Origin of the sequence: Haloarchaeobius caseinilyticus (genome assembly GCF_051207395.1) — an archaeon.
Lineage (GTDB): Archaea > Halobacteriota > Halobacteria > Halobacteriales > Natrialbaceae > Haloarchaeobius.
This window is the reverse complement of record NZ_JBPJZC010000001.1, coordinates 291,173-306,168: the sequence shown is the minus strand read 5'-3', so window position 1 is coordinate 306,168 and position 14,996 is coordinate 291,173. Positions and strand designations below refer to the sequence as shown.

Sequence of the window (14,996 nt, the reverse complement as noted above, 5' to 3'; positions counted from 1 at the left end):
CAGCGCGCAAAAGCCCACCGGTATTCGTGGCGATTCGTGTCGTCTCGTGTCGTGTTCGTTGTCTGTTTGGTCGGTCGCGTCGAGGTCGGCATCTCCGAGAAACAGTTCACGATTACCGGCGGAACATGACCACACCTCCCACGCGCCTCCCCATCCGATTCACCAGACTACACTACGCTCACGGGTCGTTTCACTCCCCGTTCGCGTCGAGGCGGCTTCGCCGCCTCGCCCGCTTCGTCTGGCTCATCCCTCGCGCGATATCGACGGCAGCCACTCGCTTCGCTCACGGGTCGTGGTACTCCCCGTTCACATCGAGGCGACTGCGTCGCCTCGCGTCGCTCGGGACTGCCGTCAGCGCGCGCCAGACCGGTTGCGTCGAAACAGACGCCCGCCACCAGCAAACCGTCGACGACGACCGGTCCCGACTCGTCTCGGGACGAATTCTAGAACGAATCTGGTCACAGTTCGAAAAACCCCTTTGAGTAGCTGCTTCCTCTCCTTCGGTAGAGATGACGCTTCGAACATCGACGAACCGGACCGACGCGGTACTGGCCGTGCTCGCCGGGGTCGCCGCCGTCGCCGGGTCGTACGCGGTCGCGGGGTGGTCGCGCGAGCGCTTCGCCGTCGCGCCGGTGGACGCGCTGGTCGTGAACAACACGCCGGACGTAATCGTCCGCTACAGCATCCAGTGGCTGGGCTCTGCAGGGCACATCCTGCACATCGCGCTGGCGCTGGCGCTGACCGTCGTCGCGCTGGGGCTTCCAACACTCGGCGCGCTCGTCCTCGGGCGGCGACTCGGCCAGCCATTGGTGGGAGCAGCCCTGACTGCGGGCGCGGTCGGCGGACTGCTACTCGCCGTCACTGGCTCGCTCACCTCGTCGGCAATCGGCGGCCTCTCGGCGGGCGCAGTCGTCGCTATCGGGACGCTCGAAGCGGGACCGCTGGGTGGATTCGGTCGCCCGGACGTGGCCAGCTCTGCGAGTGACGAACCGACGCCGGAACCGGGTCGCCGTCGACTCATCAGTCTGTTCCTCGGGACGGCCGTCTTCGCCAGCATCGGCGCGGTCCTCGGCAGCAATGCGTCGAAGGATGCCGACCCGGAACCGACGCCGCTGTCGAGCGCCAACGACACCGAGCAACTGCTGGCCGACGCGGAGCGCCAGTCGTTCACGGTCGAGGGACTCGGCGGACTCATCACGCCCATCGGCGAGTTCTACGAGACGGACATCAACGCGTTCGACCCGGAGACGACGAGTGGCGACTTCTCGCTGTCGGTGACGGGTGCGGTCGACCAGGAGGTCTCGCTGAACTACGACCAGCTGACCGAGATGGAGCCGGAACACCGCTTCATCACGCTCCGCTGCGTCGGCGAGCACCTCAACGGCCACAAGATGGACACCGCGCTCTGGACCGGCGTGCCCGTCAAGTCACTGCTGGACGAGGCCGGCCCGTCGAGCGACTGTGGCTGCGTCATGGCCCACGCCGCCGACGGTTACTTCGTCCAGTTCCCGCTGTCGGCCCTCGAAGACGCCTTCCTCGCGTACGGCATGAACGGGATGTCGCTGCCGCGAAAGCACGGGCGGCCGGTCAGACTGCTCGTACCGGGGCACTGGGGCGAGGTGAACGTGAAGTGGATCACCGAACTCGAACTGCTGGAGGAGGCGGCCGACGGCTACTGGGAGAAGCGCGGCTGGCACGGAACCGGCCCGGTCAACACCGTCGCGAAACTCCACGCGACCAATCGTCTGGACGACGGCCGGGTGCAGGTCGCCGGGCACGCCTACGCCGGGACCCGCGGGGTCGACCGCGTCGAAGTCTCGACCGACGGCGGTGAGACGTGGACCGACGCCGAACTCTCGATGGCGCTCCCCGGCACCGACGTGTGGCGGATGTGGAAGTACGAGTTCACGCCCGAGGGCGAACACGAGGTGGTCGTCCGAGCCACCGACGGCACCGGGACACTTCAGCCAGAAGAAGAGGCCGAGTCGTTCCCCAGCGGGGCCTCTGGCTGGGTCAGAAAGACAGTGCAGGGGTAACGGTGTCACTAAGTAGACAGCCTCGGCAGGTACTCGACAGGAACAGATGGAAAAGGCGTTGTGGTACTTGCTGGTCGGGACGCGCGGCGGGAAGAACCGCGTCCGCATCATCCGGTCGCTGGACGAGCGACCGCGAAACGCGAACCAGCTTTCGGCGGACATCGACGTGGACTACAACACGGTTCGACACCACCTCGACATGCTCCTCGACCACAACGTCATCGAGAAGGGCAGTGAGGATTACGGCGCGCTGTACTTCCTCACCGACCAGTTCGAACACCATCGCGAGTCGTTCGAAGAGATAATCCAACACATGGACTGAACAATGGCAATGGAACAGACGCTGGTGATCGCGAGTGTGTTCGCCGGCATAAACGTGGTACTGCTCGCCGTCCTGACGGCGGTGTGGGTGCGGAACTATCTGACGTTTCGCACCTCGATGACCCTCGGCCTCATCGCCTTCGCAGTGGTGATGCTCCTCGAAAACGCGACGGCACTGTATTTCTTCTTCAGTATGCAGATGTTCTACGGAGAATCGGCCGCCGTCCAGCAGTCGGTCGCGGTGTTACGGACGCTCCAGTTCGTCGCACTGGTGTTCCTCACGTGGGTCACGCTGAAGTGAGGGAATAGCCCTTCAGCGACGAGTTGGGTCCTCGCGCTCGGTCTCCTGCTCCTCCTTTTGGGCCTCTTCGGCCTCGCGCTTTCGGTCCTTCTCCTCCTCTGCCTTCTGGTTGTACTCGGCTATGATGATGGGCACCTGCCCGCCGTACCAGATTATCTGCAGTGGTTGGTCGAAGCTGACGGCCTCCTTCGTGGTGTGGGTGTCACCAGGATTGACCTGTTTCCCGCCCGCCCACAACTCACTCACTTGCTCGCCACGGCTGCTGTACACCACCCTGACGTTGTCGAACGGGTCACCGGATTCGTGTTTGATGCGTATCTTCCCGCCATCGGCCGGCTGGTAGGAGAACCCGACGTTCGGGGCAGCCGACGTGTCGATGTCGGTGAGCGAGGTCGCCAGTTTGACGAACGGGCCGAGGACGTGACCCCACAGCGCAGCGGTCTCGGTCCCGAACGTGACGACGAGGGCGGAGCCGTCGATGGTCACGTTCCCGTTCCACGCGCCGAACAACGGGCCGGGCAACCGGTCGTCGTTGGCCATCCGGTCGACCACAGCCTGTGCCGCGGTCGCAGCCGACGACGCCTCTGTCGGCGTCCCGAACAGGAGGACAGCCTCTACGTCGGTTCCGCTCCCGTTCACCGTGCAGCCGACGCCGAGGGCACGGGCACTGCTCACGGACGCCCGGACACCCTTGTCGAGGGTCGGGAAGAGGTCGACGACCGAGTTCGAGTCGAACTCGGCGACGAACACACCAGACGGCGGGACTGCCCGCGAGGTAAAACGTTCGAGAAGCCACTTCGCGTCGGCGCTGGTGTCGAGACGACGCGAGCCCTTCCCGTTACCAGCGTCGACCATCCCGGTGACCGCGTCGGCCGCACCGACCGCGGCGGTCCCAACACCGTAGGCGACGGCGTTTCCGGCGATGGCCGTAGCAACGTCGAGGCCACCGGCGACGTCGGCCCGGTAGAGGTCGTACCCCGAGTGGTCCCCGGCCGAGCGGAAGCCCTTCTTCACGAGGTCGGTGGCGATGGCTCCAGTGTCTACCTCACCACGGGCCAGCATCGTCCCGCCACCCTGTTGTTTCGACCCGGTCTTCAGGAAGCCGACGCCGAGTACCTCGTCGACGGATGCGACCGCGTCGACCGTCGCTTCGACCTTTGCGTCGGTGTCCTTCGGAACGAACGCGGTCGCCATGGCGTTCGCATCGAGGTGGAAGAAAAACGACGCGTTCCCGTCGAGTAGGTCGGTATGGTCGTACACGAAGTTCGTCGTCGGTCCATCGACTACTGCCTGACCCCCGCCCCCGAAGGCGAATCCTTCGAGGCAGCCGGCCAGCGACAGTACCGCAGCAAGGCTCCCCCCTCGGAGGACGGCACGTCTACTGACACTCATGTCGCTTTAGAGGCAGTGAGAGTAGATATATTGACGACTCACCCATCCGAAACCTCCGTACACAGTGGTATGGGACTGCACTGAAAACGGACGAGAAACGGGTTAGAACGGGGTCGGGAGGGGACCGAACAGTGCCGCCAGGGCCAGTCCACCACAGACCGCGAACGAGACGACGAATCCGGGCTTGCTCCAACGCAGCACCTTCCGGCCGTCGAGCGGCCCGTACGGAATCATGTTGAAGCCCGCGAGGAAGGCGTTGATGAACACGCCGTAGACACCGATGGCCCCCACCACGCCGCCCACGAAGGCGAGTGGGAGGAAGACGACGGTGAGCACGACGTTCGTCGCCGGACCAGCGAGTGCGATGAGACCGCTCTCTCGTGGCCCCGTTTTCGGGTGATACACCGCACCGGGAGCGGCGAACAGGAATCCGACCATCGCGCTGAAGATGGCGAGCAGGAGCATCTGGTAGTCGGCACGGAACTCGGCCGGGTAGCCGAAGTGGATAGCCGCGAACTTGTGGGCGAGTTCGTGGAGCAGGAAGCCGATTCCTGCGGTCAATCCCGTGAACAGCAGCGTGGCGACCATCTCGGACGGTGCCAGTGACACGAATCGGTTCGGGCCGGACGTGAGGAGTGCGAACGCGACGGAGAGCGCGACCCACGCGACGGCGAGGTCACGAAGTTCGCGCTTGCCGAAGCTGATGCCGACGTTCCGACGCCGGGTCGGGTTCTGGCTCCGGCTCATAGCAGCCCCGTGATGATGTCGAAGCTGTTGTTCGCGCCCTGTACCAGCAGGTCCATCAGTTCCCCGACCGTCTCGACTTCACCCTGTGCCAGCCACGGCAGGACCGTGACCGGGAACAGCAGGCTGGCGATGGTGCTGCCGATGTTCGTCGCCGCAACGACCATGATGAGGCGGAACAGCGGCACGTCGAACATCCGGCCGAGCACGTCGCGGATGGGACTCTCCTCGTCCGAGAGAATCTCGTTGAGGCGAGCGATGTCGCCGACGTTGACCGGGTCGTGGCGCAGTTCCATGTAGCCCGCGAACCAACCCGGGGCGAGCAGCGGGTTCAGGCTGGTGAGCCACGCGATTGCGCCGCCGACGGCGGCCGACGACCAGCGCGCACCGACCAACTTGGCCAGCGAGAACGCGATGATGCCGTTGAACAGGAACCACGCGGCGAACAACTTCAGCAGGAACAGGTTGCTCACACCGGCCATGATGAGCAGGGCGAAGAAGACGACGTAGCCGCCTGCGAGGAGGTAGGCGAACGCCTTGACCGGGGAGAACCGTCTTGATGTGTCGGTCCCGGAGATGGAGTCGAGCGTCGGGAGCGTCGACGGGTCGGCGAGGTAGCGCTCGATACCGGCGCGGTGGCCGGCACCGACGACCGCCAACACGGAGTAGCCCTGTTCGCGCAGTGCGACGAGTTTGTGCGCGATGTAGGCGTCACGCTCGTCGATGAGTGCCTGTGCCCCGCCGGGCGAGAACTGGCGGAACTCTTCCATCATCACCGTCACCACGTCGGCGTCGGTCATCGATTCGATGTCGAACTCTTCGTAGTCCTCCTCGGGGTCCGCATCGTAGCCGAGGACGGCCATGACGGTGCCGAGCAGGATGCCGAGACCGGCACCTCCGACGAGGCCACCGACGAAGCCGGCGACGACGCTCAGGAACAGGCCACCGCCGACGACGCTTGCGACAGCCGGATTCAGTGCACCGGTGAGTGCGACGATGCCACCGACTGCGATACCGCCGCCAGCGCCGAGTGCGACGGCTTTGTCCATCGGAAGACTCGTCGTGCCGAACTCCCAGAGGAGGTACCCGGCGACGACGGCGACGACACCGCCCGCGGCGACAGCCTGTAGCTGTGCCGTGGTCGCGCCGAGCAGCGGCCCGGAGAGGACGCCGAGAATCGGGCCCAGGAACATCCCGACGACCAGCCCCATCGTGAGGCCCACGACGAGCGCGTCGGCGACGCCGAACGTGAGTCCGGCGACCATCTGGAACTTCTCTTTCGTGGTCATCCGCCGCCAGAAGCGCTGAATCGTGACCTGGATGTCACGGTCGACGAGGGCGACGCCGAGGCCGTGGTCCTCTGCGGCTTCGATAGCCGCGAGCATGTCGGCCCCGGGTTGGATGTCGAACTGTTCACCGAGTCTCGCCTGCACGTACGAGAGCATCCAGTACGCGAGGAACTGGAAGACGGTGTTGCCCTCCAGCAGGTCGCGCGGCTCGATGTCGTCGGGCGTCTCGCCCTTCATCTGCCGGTAGCGACCCTCGTCGAGTTCGACCGCCACGACGTCTGGCTGGTCCTCCTCGATAGTGTCTCGGACCTCCTCCACCGACTTCTCGGAGACGTGTGCTGTCCCGAGGACGGTGACTGACCCCTCGCCCGAGCCCGGTGGTCCGGGTGGCTCGGGTGCCGGCGGGTCGGCTCGTTCGCTCATTGCCCTTCGCTTCTGTCTCACATCGTAAACTGTTGTCGGAGACGGGTCGAGAGGGAGTACCACACGCGGGTCGTGGTGTCAGAGTCTGCTTCGCGTCGGACACTTGGTACTGCCCGAGCCTCGGCGACCACCCAGTCGATGTCAGAGGAAGTAGGTGACGAGTGCGGCGACGCCAGCGGACGCGCCCGTGATAGTCCAGATAGTCGTCTGTGCCCGTGTGGACATCGGCGATTCGTTCTTGTCCACGAAGCGGCCGCCACGAGCGACGACGAGATAGGCGCCGACGATCACACACAGGACAGCGACCAGTTCGTCGAAGAACGACGGTACCGTTCGGCCAGTGAGCGTCTCGGTTCCGGCGATGAGCTGGGCGAACGAGACGACGCCAGCGACGAGGAGCGTCAGCACGACCGTACCGAAGACGACTCTCGTCACGACCTGTAGCGGGCCCTCGACGCTCTGTTGCCACTGGTCGTCGCTCGTCGTCGAGACGAACAGGGCACCAGCAGTCGTGGCGGCGACACCGGCCAGCACCACCCACTGTGAAACCATGGCGGACGCTCGAAGCCACCGCAGAAAATCCTTCTGCCCGCCACGACCCGGCAGGCTATTCCCACGGCCCGTCGAAGCCTCGCTCATGCCGAATCTGATGGACACCTACATCGAGAACCGCTTCCTCGTCAACCCCGACGACGCGAACATCCTCGGGTCGGCCCACGGGGGTAACGTGATGAAGTGGATGGACGAAATCGGCGCGATGTCGGCGATGCGCTTCGCAGGCGAAACCTGCGTCACCGCCCGACTGAACCAGACGAACTTTCGGCGACCCATTCCGCAGGGCGACGCTGCACTCGTTCGCTCGTACGTCTACGACGCCGGGAAATCCAGCGTCAAGGTCCGTATCCGGGTGTACCGCGAGAACATCCGGACCGGCGAGACGGAACTCACCACGGAGTCGTACATGGTGTTCGTCGCCATCGACGACGATGGTCACCCCATCAGCGTTCCGGAGTTGACCATCGACACCGAGCGCGGCCAGACGCTGTTCGACGCGGCCGTGAACGCGAAAGAAGACTGACTACCGAATCGACGACTCGCCTGTCTCACCTTCTCGTCCTCTCGGATCTCGGAGAACGGTACCGGTTCGTCCGGCTCTTCTGGCGGCTCTCGCAACAGATAGTGCCACCATTGCGTGTCCTGCCACTCGCCGAGTTTGTAGCCGACGTTCTCGTACACGCCGACCGGTTCGAAGCCCATCGTCTCGTGGAAGCCCACGCTTCGCTCGTTGGGAATCATGATGCCGGCGTAGCAGTTGACGTAGTTCTGTGCAGTGAGCACCGCGAACAGCGATTCGTAGAGGCCACGAGCGATACCCTGCCGCCGGTAGTTTTCGGCGACGTACACCGACGTCTCGGCCGACCAGCGGTAGCCACCGCGACCGCGGTGACTGTGGCCGTAGGTGTAGCCGACGACCTCGCCATCGCGCTCGCAGATGAGCCACGGGAACTGAGCGAGTGTGTCGGAAATACGGTCAGCGACCTCGGAGACGGACACTTCACCGTCCTCGAAGGTGACGGCGGTGCTGGCGACGAACGGCGCGTAGATGTCGTGGACTGCTGGCGCATCGTCGAGTGTCGCGGGGCGAATCCGAATCGTAGGCACGCCCGAGTGGAGGAAACACGAGGCGATAAAGTCCCTGACGGTGGTAATCTTCGCCCCGTCAGGAGAGTGTGATGCGCTCCGATTGCGGGTCGATTTCGACCCGGCCGCCGATGGGGAGTGGGCAGGTCGGGTAGGTGTGGCCGAACTCGCAGTCGAGGACGATTGGCACGTCGAGGTCGTACTCCCCGGCGACACGTTCGAACACTGCTCGCTGGTCGTCGCGATAGGACTCGCGCTCAAGTTTCGGGTTGTCACCGAATTTGGTGTGGTTCCGGGCACAGGCCCGCCCGACGAGGATGCCGTCGAAGCGCTGGAGCAGTCCGCGTTCGCCGAGGGCGCGGAACCAGCCAGCGAGCAGGCCGGGGTCGGGGAGTTCCTCGCTGGTCTCCAGCGCGAGGATACAGCCATCGAGCGTCTCGTCGTCGGGCAGGGAGGCGTCGTGGACGAACCACTGGTCGAGGATTTCGAAGCAGCCACCCCAGATACGGCCCTCGGCGGCCCGGTCGCTCCCGAGCCACGTCCGACCGTCGGCTGGCTCTATCTCGCGGTGGTAGTCGGCCGCTCTTGGGTCGCTCCAGTTTCCGGGCTGGTCGGTGAAGCGGTCGGTCGGCTCCCAGTCGCCGATGGTCTCGTCGAACAGCGCCCGACCGAGGTAGTCGACGGTGTAGTCGAACATCTCGGCTTCCATCGCGTATTCGAGCAGCGTCGAACCGCCGTAGTACGAGACGATACCCTGGTTCCACAGGTAGAGCGCGAGGTTCGTGTTGTCCGACCAGCCGTAGAACCGCGTCGGGTTCTCGCGGAGGACATCGGGGTCGAGATGGTCGAGGACGCGTATCTGGTCGTTGCCGCCGATGTTGGCGACGACTGCGCCGATGTCGGGGTCTCGGAAGGCGTCCATCACGTCTTTCGCGCGGGCTTTCGGGTTCGCCGCGAGCCACCCGGCCGACTTCCTGGCAGTCGGGAACTCGACCGGTTCGAGGTCGAACTGGTCTCGCATCCGCGACAGGCCGAGTTCGTAGACGTGCGGGAACTCGTCGGCGGCGTTGGAGGCGGGGGCGACGATGGCGACCGAATCGCCGCGCTCGATGGGTGGCGGCGTGACGAAGTCGGGCATGACTGCACAGTCTCGGGTAGGCGACATAATCGCTTGGGAGGGACGGGTCGGACTGACAGACCGAAAAGAGCAGTTAGTCGGTAGTTATCCGAGGTCAGCGCGCTCGAACCGCCAGTAGCCGAGCAGGAGGGGCGCGACGAACCAGAAGGCGAGGATGACGAACATGAACTCAGGGGTGAGGTACCACACGTCGGGGATGCCGCCCATCCCCTCGAAGCCCTTTCCGGTCGCCGGGTTCTGTTCGAGGACGAGGTCGAGCGTGATGAGGTACGCGGCCGTCGGGCTGATCGACGTGATGAATTGGAGGACTGCGTCGGAGAGTTCGACACCGATTTTCTCGGTGACGAAGTTGACGATTTGTGCGGGGTTGACCGGGAGGAAGTTCCAGAAGACGTTCAGGATGAACCACGACCCGATGGCGAGTCCCATCGCACGAGACCGGGAACTGGTCGCCGCGGAGATGCCGACAGCGATGCTGACGTACACGAGGGCGAACAGAATCGTCAGCAGGACGAACCCGGCGTACGTGGCCATTTCGACGGTGTCGAAGTAGAAGAGGGCCATCGCGAGTCCCACGACGTACGCGAGGATGATGGACGCGGTGACGACGGCACTCCGGGCGACGAACTTACCGAACACAACGTCACGACGGTTGTTCGGGTACGACAGTAGGAACTTCAGGCTTCCAGACTCTCGCTCGCCCGCGACCGAGAGATACGCCGCGACGAGCGCGACGAGCGGGATGATGAGAACGCCCAGAATCGCCATTCCGTAGAGTTGATTGGAGAGTACTTGCGTGTTGGTCCCCGAGCCGACCCCGTAGAAGAACAGCATCGTGAACGCCAGATACACCACGCCGACGCCACGAACGACGTTCGCACGGCGAACGTCGAGGAGGTCCTTCCTGATGACGTTCTGGAGGCTCATGCCGCGACCTCCTTCTCTTCGGCGAGTTCACGGGCGTCGTCGTCGAGTCCGTCGCGGCCGCCACCGGTGTACTTGTTGAACAGTTCTTCGAGCGACGTCTCGGTGGCGACGACGTTCGTCACGGTCGTCGAGCGGTCGACGTGGCGAATCATGTTCATCTTGGCCTCACCGGAGTGGCAGTAGGCGTGAATCTCGTCGTCCTCGACACGGACGTTACTCACGTCGTCCATCACTTTCAGCCCGAGGTCGTCGGGGACGTGCTCGACAGTGAGCTCAACGTCGCCAGCGTCGCCGGAACGTTCGCGGAGGTTGTCGATGGAGTCGACGGTGACGAGTTCCCCCTGCGCCATGATGCCGACGCGGTCACACACCGCTTCGACCTCGGAGAGGATGTGCGAGGAGAAGAACACGGTCGTCCCGCTCGCGGCCTCATCGCGGAGCAGTTCGCGCATGTGCTGGATGCCGTTTGGGTCCAGTCCCGAGGAGGGTTCGTCGAGGATGATGAGGTCGGGGTCGCCGACGAGGGCCATCCCGAGTGCGAGGCGCTGTTGCATCCCCTTCGAGAAGCCACCGACTTTCCGGTCGGTCGCGTCCGAGAGGCCGACACGGCCGAGCATCTCGTCGACTGTGTCGTGTGCGTCTTTCATTTCGATACAGAGTTCGAGGTGTTCGCGGGCGGTGAGACGTTCGTACAATTCCAGCCCCTCGGGAAGGACGCCGACGCGCTGGCGAATATCGTCTATCTGCTCCTGTGCGTCCATGCCGAGGACAGTCGCCGTCCCGGCGGTCGGCCGGTGGAAGTCAAGCAGCATGTTGATCGTGGTCGACTTCCCGGCACCGTTCGGGCCGAGGAAGCCGAATATCTCCCCTTCCTCGACTCGGAGGTCGAGAGAGTCGACGGCGAGGACGTCCTCACCGAAACGCTTCGTCAGGGCGGTCGTTTCGATGGCAGGCATTGGTGGTTTGACGACTCTGCCGAGACACTATAAATTTAGTGTAATATCTGACAGTTGCTGTTCCTACTAATTCCGTGACGCAGAGACGAGTACAGCCGGACTGGACCGCCTACCCTGACTGGTTCGAATCCCCACTTATCCCTTCGCCAACTAACTAGGAAACGATGACACTCTGGGTCTTCGGCGACCAGCTCACGACCGACACTGGGCCACTCGCAGACGTCGCCCCGGGCGTGGAACGAGTGCTCATGGTCGAGTCCTGCGGATTCGCCCGTCGGATGCCCTACCACGCCCAGAAGCTCGTCCTCGTGTTCAGCGCGATGCGTCACTTCCGCGACCGGCTTCGGGCCGACGGGTACGAGGTCGAGTATCGACAGGCTGAGACGTTCGCCGACGGCCTGCGCGAACACGCCGAGGCCAACCCCGACGACGACCTCACGGTGATGGAACCTGCCAGTCACGACGCGGCCGACCGACTCTGCACACTTGCGGACGAGGCCGGTCTCGGGTTGACGGTCGTCGCGAACGAGACGTTCCTCTGTTCTGCCGAGCGCTTCGACGAGTGGGCTGGCGACCGCGTGACGTTCGAACAGGAGTCGTTCTACCGGATGCAGCGACGCGAGACGGGCTATCTGCTGACCGACGACGGCGACCCGGTCGGCGGCGAGTGGAACTTCGACCAGTCGAACAGAGAGTTCCCTCGACCAGAGGAGCGCTTCCTCGATCCTCCGCGGTTCGAGCCTGACGAACTCACCGAGGAGATAATCGAGTGGGTCGACACCGAGTTCGACACGTGGGGTGACGCCGACGACTTCGCGTGGCCCGTCACTCGCGGGGACGCACTGGCTGCCCTCGACGACTTCGTGGAGAACCGGCTTCCCGAGTTCGGTCCCTATCAGGACGCCATGGTCACGCGGTCGTGGTCGCTGAATCACGCACTGCTGGCTCCGGCGATGAACCTCGGACTGCTCTTGCCCGGCGAAGTCGTCGAACCGGCGATTGCCGCCTACGAGGCTGGCGAGGCACCCATCGAGAGCGTCGAGGGGTTCGTCCGGCAAGTAATCGGCTGGCGCGAGTTCATGCGCCACGTCTACCGCCGGTCGATGCCCGAACTCGCCGACGCGAACCAGTTCGGCCACGACCGAGACCTGCCCGAGGCGTACTACACTGGCGAAACGGAGATGCGGTGTCTGTCCGAGTGCGTCGGACACGTCTGGGACAACGCCTACAGCCACCACATCGAGCGCCTGATGGTGCTCTCGAACTTCGCTACCATCCTCGGTGCGAACCCACAGGAGTTGAACCGCTGGTTCCACTTCGCCTTCGCCGACGCCTATCACTGGGTGACGACGCCGAACGTCGTCGGGATGGGGTCGTTCGCCAGCGACGTGCTCTCGACGAAACCGTACGTCTCCTCGGCGAACTACGTCCAGAAGATGTCCGACTTTTGTGGAGACTGTCGGTACGACCCGGACGAGACGACGGGCGAGGACGCCTGTCCCTTCAACGCGCTGTACTGGGACTTCCTCGACCGACATGAGGACACGCTCCGGTCGAACCACCGGATGGGGCTGATGTACTCCCATCTGGACCGCAAGGGCGACGACGAGTTGGCGGCCATCCGCGAGCGGGCATCGGCGGTCAAAGAACACGCCGACGACGGGACACTGTAGCGGAAAGTCGCGTATCCTTATCCCTACCCGACTCGTATCACCGAGTATGGGATTACGTGTCGATGTGCCACCCGCGCCGGAACTGGACTTCGTCGACCCGAACGAGTACGACGACGCGTCGGTCGCGGCCGACGCCGACTACCGGCGCGAAGAGTTAGAGGGCTTCCTCAAAGACGGTGCGTGGGAGCACGCGTTCGAACTCTGGGCCGAGGATACTGACTTCACGGAAGAGGAGTTCCGCATCGCCCTCGAACTCGGGATGTTCGAGCAGTTCGACTTCTTCTGGGACGACTTCGCCGACCGCGTCGGCTACCACGCCCCGGGCATCCCAGAGGACTGGAAAGAGCGAAACTACCACGACGACCTCTCGTCGTGGGGGACCGTCTCGGCCATCAACGCGAACATGACCGAGCTCGGGCAGGTCGTCTGTGACGTGCTCAAAGACGAGTACATCGACTGGGAGGCGGCGTACGAGCCGCCGGAAGACCTGCCGGAGTTCTGAAGTCGATTCTGCCGAGTCGTTGCCAGATACTCCAAACCGCTTTCGAGACGGTTCTAATCCAATGTTTTCAGATGATGTAGATAATCTATTGTAGGAGCCTGTTTTAAATAGGCATAGTTGTTAATTTTCAATAATATTGGATATGACGACTAAAACAAATCGGATTATCGGAGTTGCACTAACACTAATGACATTACTGTCTGGGTGTAGCACTTTACCATACCTAGATGGGTCTGGGCAAGACGAACCAGTTCATCTTGTACTAGAAAATAAGGGAAATACTTCACATACGTTTAAGGTGGCGGTTGTAGAACGTCCGGGTCCTATCCAAATTTTCCATAGTGATGGTGATGTGGTAAATCGGACTATTGGCGAAGGAACGGCTCAAACCACACCTAGTGATAGTATACGATTTGAGAAAATTGAGTTTCCAAATTCTGCTCGCCAGTACGGAATTTTCTCACTAGAACCAGATGAGAGTATTGAGAGAGACATTTCAAATCTTTCCTCAGATATCGCTATTGTAGTCGTTGCATATAATGACCGAGATGAAATAATAGAATTGGTGACCGCAAATTGTGGCGGTTTAGCATTAACTGATCTTAAAATATTAAAACATTCCAAGGGTTCTCAGGGAGTTTCGATAGCTCACTCCTGCGGGTAAAATCTACAAGAGTTTGATATTGGATTCTAGTTCGTTATATTTTCTTACTCTCGTGGTACTGCGACGTTTCGCACCGAGCCATCACACAGGTAGTTGTCACAGCTCCCGGGCGAGTCGACGCGGGCACCGCACCGGACGCACTCGTACTCGGTTCGGGTCGGGGTGTATGGGTCGCTTCGTACCATCGTAACAGGCTGTGACCTTCTCACACACGTAAGCGTTATCCTGTAACATAGGCATATTGTTGGTGCATGGCCAAGGCCATAATACACATAGAACCAAGAAAAGTGACCGAACGGTCACCTGTCCCGCCAGCAGTCCGGGGCGTCAGTCCAGTCGTGACACGAGCAGGAACGTCTCTGGACGTTCACTGGCCGTCTCCACGGTGAACCCGGCCGCTTCCTGCTGCGAGATAGCATCGTCGAGCGAGAAGCGTTCGTCGACGGGCGGACCGGACTCGCCGTCGCCCTCGGCAGTCCAGTCGACGGTGACGAGACGGCCGCTGGGACCGAGGACTCGCGCGAGTTCCGCGAGGGCGTCGTCGGCGGCGTACTCGTGGTAGGTCATCGTCGAGAAGGCTGCGTCGAGGTAGTCGTCCGGGAACGGGAGGTCGGCCACGCCCGCGGTGACGAGATCGACGTTCTCGGGGACGCCCTTCTCCCGGTAGAGTTCGTGCATCTCGGCCTGCACGTCGACGGCCGCGACCGTGTCGGCGAATGGGGCCACGTCGTCCGTGTAGAAGCCAGTTCCAGAACCGAGGTCTGCGACGGTCTCGTCACCAGTGAGTGCGAGGCCAGCGAGTAGCTCCTCACGGGAACAGTAGCGATAGCGGGAGGGGTCTTCGAGTTTGTCGGCGCGCTCCACCGGGAACGTGTGAAATCCCATACCGGTGCTTGGGGTGGCCCCCACATCAATCGCCCCATACCCACCACCGCCGCAAGTGAAGCGTCAGACACGTGTCGGACTCGAGGCGATGGTTATCTACCCCC

At 63.0% G+C, this 14,996-nt stretch carries 17 protein-coding genes; 7 read left to right on the top strand and 10 right to left on the bottom strand.

The annotated features are described in order from the left end of the window. Positions 1 to 509: 509 nt before the first annotated feature. The 3 genes from ACSC1P_RS01630 to ACSC1P_RS01620 are packed head-to-tail and all read left to right on the top strand — an operon-like array spanning position 510 to position 2,658. Complete coding sequence (locus tag ACSC1P_RS01630) at positions 510 to 2,036, top strand: molybdopterin-dependent oxidoreductase (RefSeq protein WP_435358382.1); 1,527 nt, start codon at positions 510 to 512, stop codon at positions 2,034 to 2,036. Between the two features lie 46 nt (positions 2,037 to 2,082). Continuing rightward, on the top strand, positions 2,083 to 2,358 hold the full coding sequence (locus ACSC1P_RS01625; protein ID WP_435358381.1) for a winged helix-turn-helix domain-containing protein: 276 nt from the start codon (positions 2,083 to 2,085) through the stop codon (positions 2,356 to 2,358). Between the two features lie 3 nt (positions 2,359 to 2,361). Next, entirely contained in the window at positions 2,362 to 2,658 is a 297-nt protein-coding gene (locus ACSC1P_RS01620; protein ID WP_435358380.1) for a DUF8036 family membrane protein, read from the top strand. 12 nt (positions 2,659 to 2,670) lie between these two features. On the opposite strand, the gene ACSC1P_RS01615 is transcribed toward ACSC1P_RS01620, so the two are convergent. From ACSC1P_RS01615 to ACSC1P_RS01600, 4 genes are all read right to left on the bottom strand, one after another. After that, complete coding sequence (locus ACSC1P_RS01615; RefSeq protein ID WP_435358379.1) at positions 2,671 to 4,050, bottom strand: hypothetical protein; 1,380 nt, start codon at positions 4,048 to 4,050, stop codon at positions 2,671 to 2,673. Positions 4,051 to 4,152: 102 nt separating this feature from the next. Next, positions 4,153 to 4,797 (bottom strand): zinc metalloprotease, encoded by a 645-nt coding sequence (locus tag ACSC1P_RS01610; RefSeq protein ID WP_435358378.1) that lies wholly within the window; start codon positions 4,795 to 4,797, stop codon positions 4,153 to 4,155. After that, complete coding sequence (locus ACSC1P_RS01605; protein WP_435358377.1) at positions 4,794 to 6,506, bottom strand: TraB/GumN family protein; 1,713 nt, start codon at positions 6,504 to 6,506, stop codon at positions 4,794 to 4,796. The genes ACSC1P_RS01610 and ACSC1P_RS01605 overlap by 4 nt, the downstream gene beginning before the upstream one ends. Before the next feature lie 141 nt (positions 6,507 to 6,647). Beyond that, the gene (locus ACSC1P_RS01600) at positions 6,648 to 7,058 is read right to left on the bottom strand and encodes a hypothetical protein (protein WP_435358376.1); all 411 of its coding nucleotides are present in this window, start codon (positions 7,056 to 7,058) and stop codon (positions 6,648 to 6,650) included. An 85-nt stretch (positions 7,059 to 7,143) separates the two neighbouring features. Here ACSC1P_RS01600 and ACSC1P_RS01595 point away from each other — a divergent pair, with 85 nt between their 5' ends. Next, the gene (locus tag ACSC1P_RS01595; protein WP_435358375.1) at positions 7,144 to 7,584 is read left to right on the top strand and encodes an acyl-CoA thioesterase; all 441 of its coding nucleotides are present in this window, start codon (positions 7,144 to 7,146) and stop codon (positions 7,582 to 7,584) included. Here the strand turns inward: ACSC1P_RS01595 and ACSC1P_RS01590 are convergent. From ACSC1P_RS01590 to ACSC1P_RS01575, 4 genes are all read right to left on the bottom strand, one after another. Beyond that, positions 7,497 to 8,168, bottom strand: a complete 672-nt coding sequence (locus tag ACSC1P_RS01590; protein ID WP_435358374.1) for a GNAT family N-acetyltransferase — start codon at positions 8,166 to 8,168, stop codon at positions 7,497 to 7,499. The two genes, ACSC1P_RS01595 and ACSC1P_RS01590, sit on opposite strands and share 88 nt — an antisense overlap. Before the next feature lie 58 nt (positions 8,169 to 8,226). Next, positions 8,227 to 9,285, bottom strand: coding sequence for a S66 family peptidase (locus tag ACSC1P_RS01585; RefSeq protein ID WP_435358373.1), 1,059 nt, complete (start codon positions 9,283 to 9,285; stop codon positions 8,227 to 8,229). An 84-nt stretch (positions 9,286 to 9,369) separates the two neighbouring features. After that, positions 9,370 to 10,212 carry an ABC transporter permease subunit gene (locus ACSC1P_RS01580; protein WP_435358372.1) on the bottom strand — a complete coding sequence of 281 codons (843 nt, stop codon included), beginning with the start codon at positions 10,210 to 10,212 and terminating at the stop codon, positions 9,370 to 9,372. Continuing rightward, positions 10,209 to 11,168 carry an ABC transporter ATP-binding protein gene (locus ACSC1P_RS01575; RefSeq protein ID WP_435358371.1) on the bottom strand — a complete coding sequence of 320 codons (960 nt, stop codon included), beginning with the start codon at positions 11,166 to 11,168 and terminating at the stop codon, positions 10,209 to 10,211. The genes ACSC1P_RS01580 and ACSC1P_RS01575 overlap by 4 nt, the downstream gene beginning before the upstream one ends. Before the next feature lie 164 nt (positions 11,169 to 11,332). Between ACSC1P_RS01575 and ACSC1P_RS01570 the strand changes: the two genes are divergently transcribed. From ACSC1P_RS01570 to ACSC1P_RS01560, 3 genes are all read left to right on the top strand, one after another. After that, positions 11,333 to 12,841, top strand: a complete 1,509-nt coding sequence (locus ACSC1P_RS01570) for a cryptochrome/photolyase family protein (protein WP_435358370.1) — start codon at positions 11,333 to 11,335, stop codon at positions 12,839 to 12,841. Positions 12,842 to 12,887: 46 nt separating this feature from the next. After that, positions 12,888 to 13,343 (top strand): DUF7992 family protein, encoded by a 456-nt coding sequence (locus tag ACSC1P_RS01565; RefSeq protein ID WP_435358369.1) that lies wholly within the window; start codon positions 12,888 to 12,890, stop codon positions 13,341 to 13,343. Positions 13,344 to 13,485: 142 nt separating this feature from the next. Then, positions 13,486 to 14,007, top strand: coding sequence for a hypothetical protein (locus ACSC1P_RS01560; protein ID WP_435358368.1), 522 nt, complete (start codon positions 13,486 to 13,488; stop codon positions 14,005 to 14,007). A gap of 44 nt (positions 14,008 to 14,051) precedes the next feature. On the opposite strand, the gene ACSC1P_RS01555 is transcribed toward ACSC1P_RS01560, so the two are convergent. Together ACSC1P_RS01555 and ACSC1P_RS01550 are read right to left on the bottom strand one after the other, a co-directional pair. Continuing rightward, the gene (locus ACSC1P_RS01555) at positions 14,052 to 14,192 is read right to left on the bottom strand and encodes a rubrerythrin-like domain-containing protein (RefSeq protein ID WP_435358367.1); all 141 of its coding nucleotides are present in this window, start codon (positions 14,190 to 14,192) and stop codon (positions 14,052 to 14,054) included. Positions 14,193 to 14,334: 142 nt separating this feature from the next. Continuing rightward, the gene (locus tag ACSC1P_RS01550; RefSeq protein WP_435358366.1) at positions 14,335 to 14,892 is read right to left on the bottom strand and encodes a class I SAM-dependent methyltransferase; all 558 of its coding nucleotides are present in this window, start codon (positions 14,890 to 14,892) and stop codon (positions 14,335 to 14,337) included. Between the last annotated feature and the right edge of the window lie 104 nt (positions 14,893 to 14,996).

What these genes read in the sequence shown, in the direction of transcription:
- ACSC1P_RS01630 (WP_435358382.1), top strand. Translation starts at nt 510, where the DNA reads ATGACGCTTCGAACATCGACGAACCGGACCGACGCGGTACTGGCCGTG.
- ACSC1P_RS01625 (WP_435358381.1), top strand. Translation starts at nt 2,083, where the DNA reads ATGGAAAAGGCGTTGTGGTACTTGCTGGTCGGGACGCGCGGCGGGAAG.
- ACSC1P_RS01620 (WP_435358380.1), top strand. Translation starts at nt 2,362, where the DNA reads ATGGCAATGGAACAGACGCTGGTGATCGCGAGTGTGTTCGCCGGCATA.
- ACSC1P_RS01615 (WP_435358379.1), bottom strand. Translation starts at nt 4,050, where the DNA reads ATGAGTGTCAGTAGACGTGCCGTCCTCCGAGGGGGGAGCCTTGCTGCG.
- ACSC1P_RS01610 (WP_435358378.1), bottom strand. Translation starts at nt 4,797, where the DNA reads ATGAGCCGGAGCCAGAACCCGACCCGGCGTCGGAACGTCGGCATCAGC.
- ACSC1P_RS01605 (WP_435358377.1), bottom strand. Translation starts at nt 6,506, where the DNA reads ATGAGCGAACGAGCCGACCCGCCGGCACCCGAGCCACCCGGACCACCG.
- ACSC1P_RS01600 (WP_435358376.1), bottom strand. Translation starts at nt 7,058, where the DNA reads ATGGTTTCACAGTGGGTGGTGCTGGCCGGTGTCGCCGCCACGACTGCT.
- ACSC1P_RS01595 (WP_435358375.1), top strand. Translation starts at nt 7,144, where the DNA reads ATGCCGAATCTGATGGACACCTACATCGAGAACCGCTTCCTCGTCAAC.
- ACSC1P_RS01585 (WP_435358373.1), bottom strand. Translation starts at nt 9,285, where the DNA reads ATGCCCGACTTCGTCACGCCGCCACCCATCGAGCGCGGCGATTCGGTC.
- ACSC1P_RS01580 (WP_435358372.1), bottom strand. Translation starts at nt 10,212, where the DNA reads ATGAGCCTCCAGAACGTCATCAGGAAGGACCTCCTCGACGTTCGCCGT.
- ACSC1P_RS01575 (WP_435358371.1), bottom strand. Translation starts at nt 11,168, where the DNA reads ATGCCTGCCATCGAAACGACCGCCCTGACGAAGCGTTTCGGTGAGGAC.
- ACSC1P_RS01570 (WP_435358370.1), top strand. Translation starts at nt 11,333, where the DNA reads ATGACACTCTGGGTCTTCGGCGACCAGCTCACGACCGACACTGGGCCA.
- ACSC1P_RS01565 (WP_435358369.1), top strand. Translation starts at nt 12,888, where the DNA reads ATGGGATTACGTGTCGATGTGCCACCCGCGCCGGAACTGGACTTCGTC.
- ACSC1P_RS01560 (WP_435358368.1), top strand. Translation starts at nt 13,486, where the DNA reads ATGACGACTAAAACAAATCGGATTATCGGAGTTGCACTAACACTAATG.
- ACSC1P_RS01555 (WP_435358367.1), bottom strand. Translation starts at nt 14,192, where the DNA reads ATGGTACGAAGCGACCCATACACCCCGACCCGAACCGAGTACGAGTGC.
- ACSC1P_RS01550 (WP_435358366.1), bottom strand. Translation starts at nt 14,892, where the DNA reads ATGGGATTTCACACGTTCCCGGTGGAGCGCGCCGACAAACTCGAAGAC.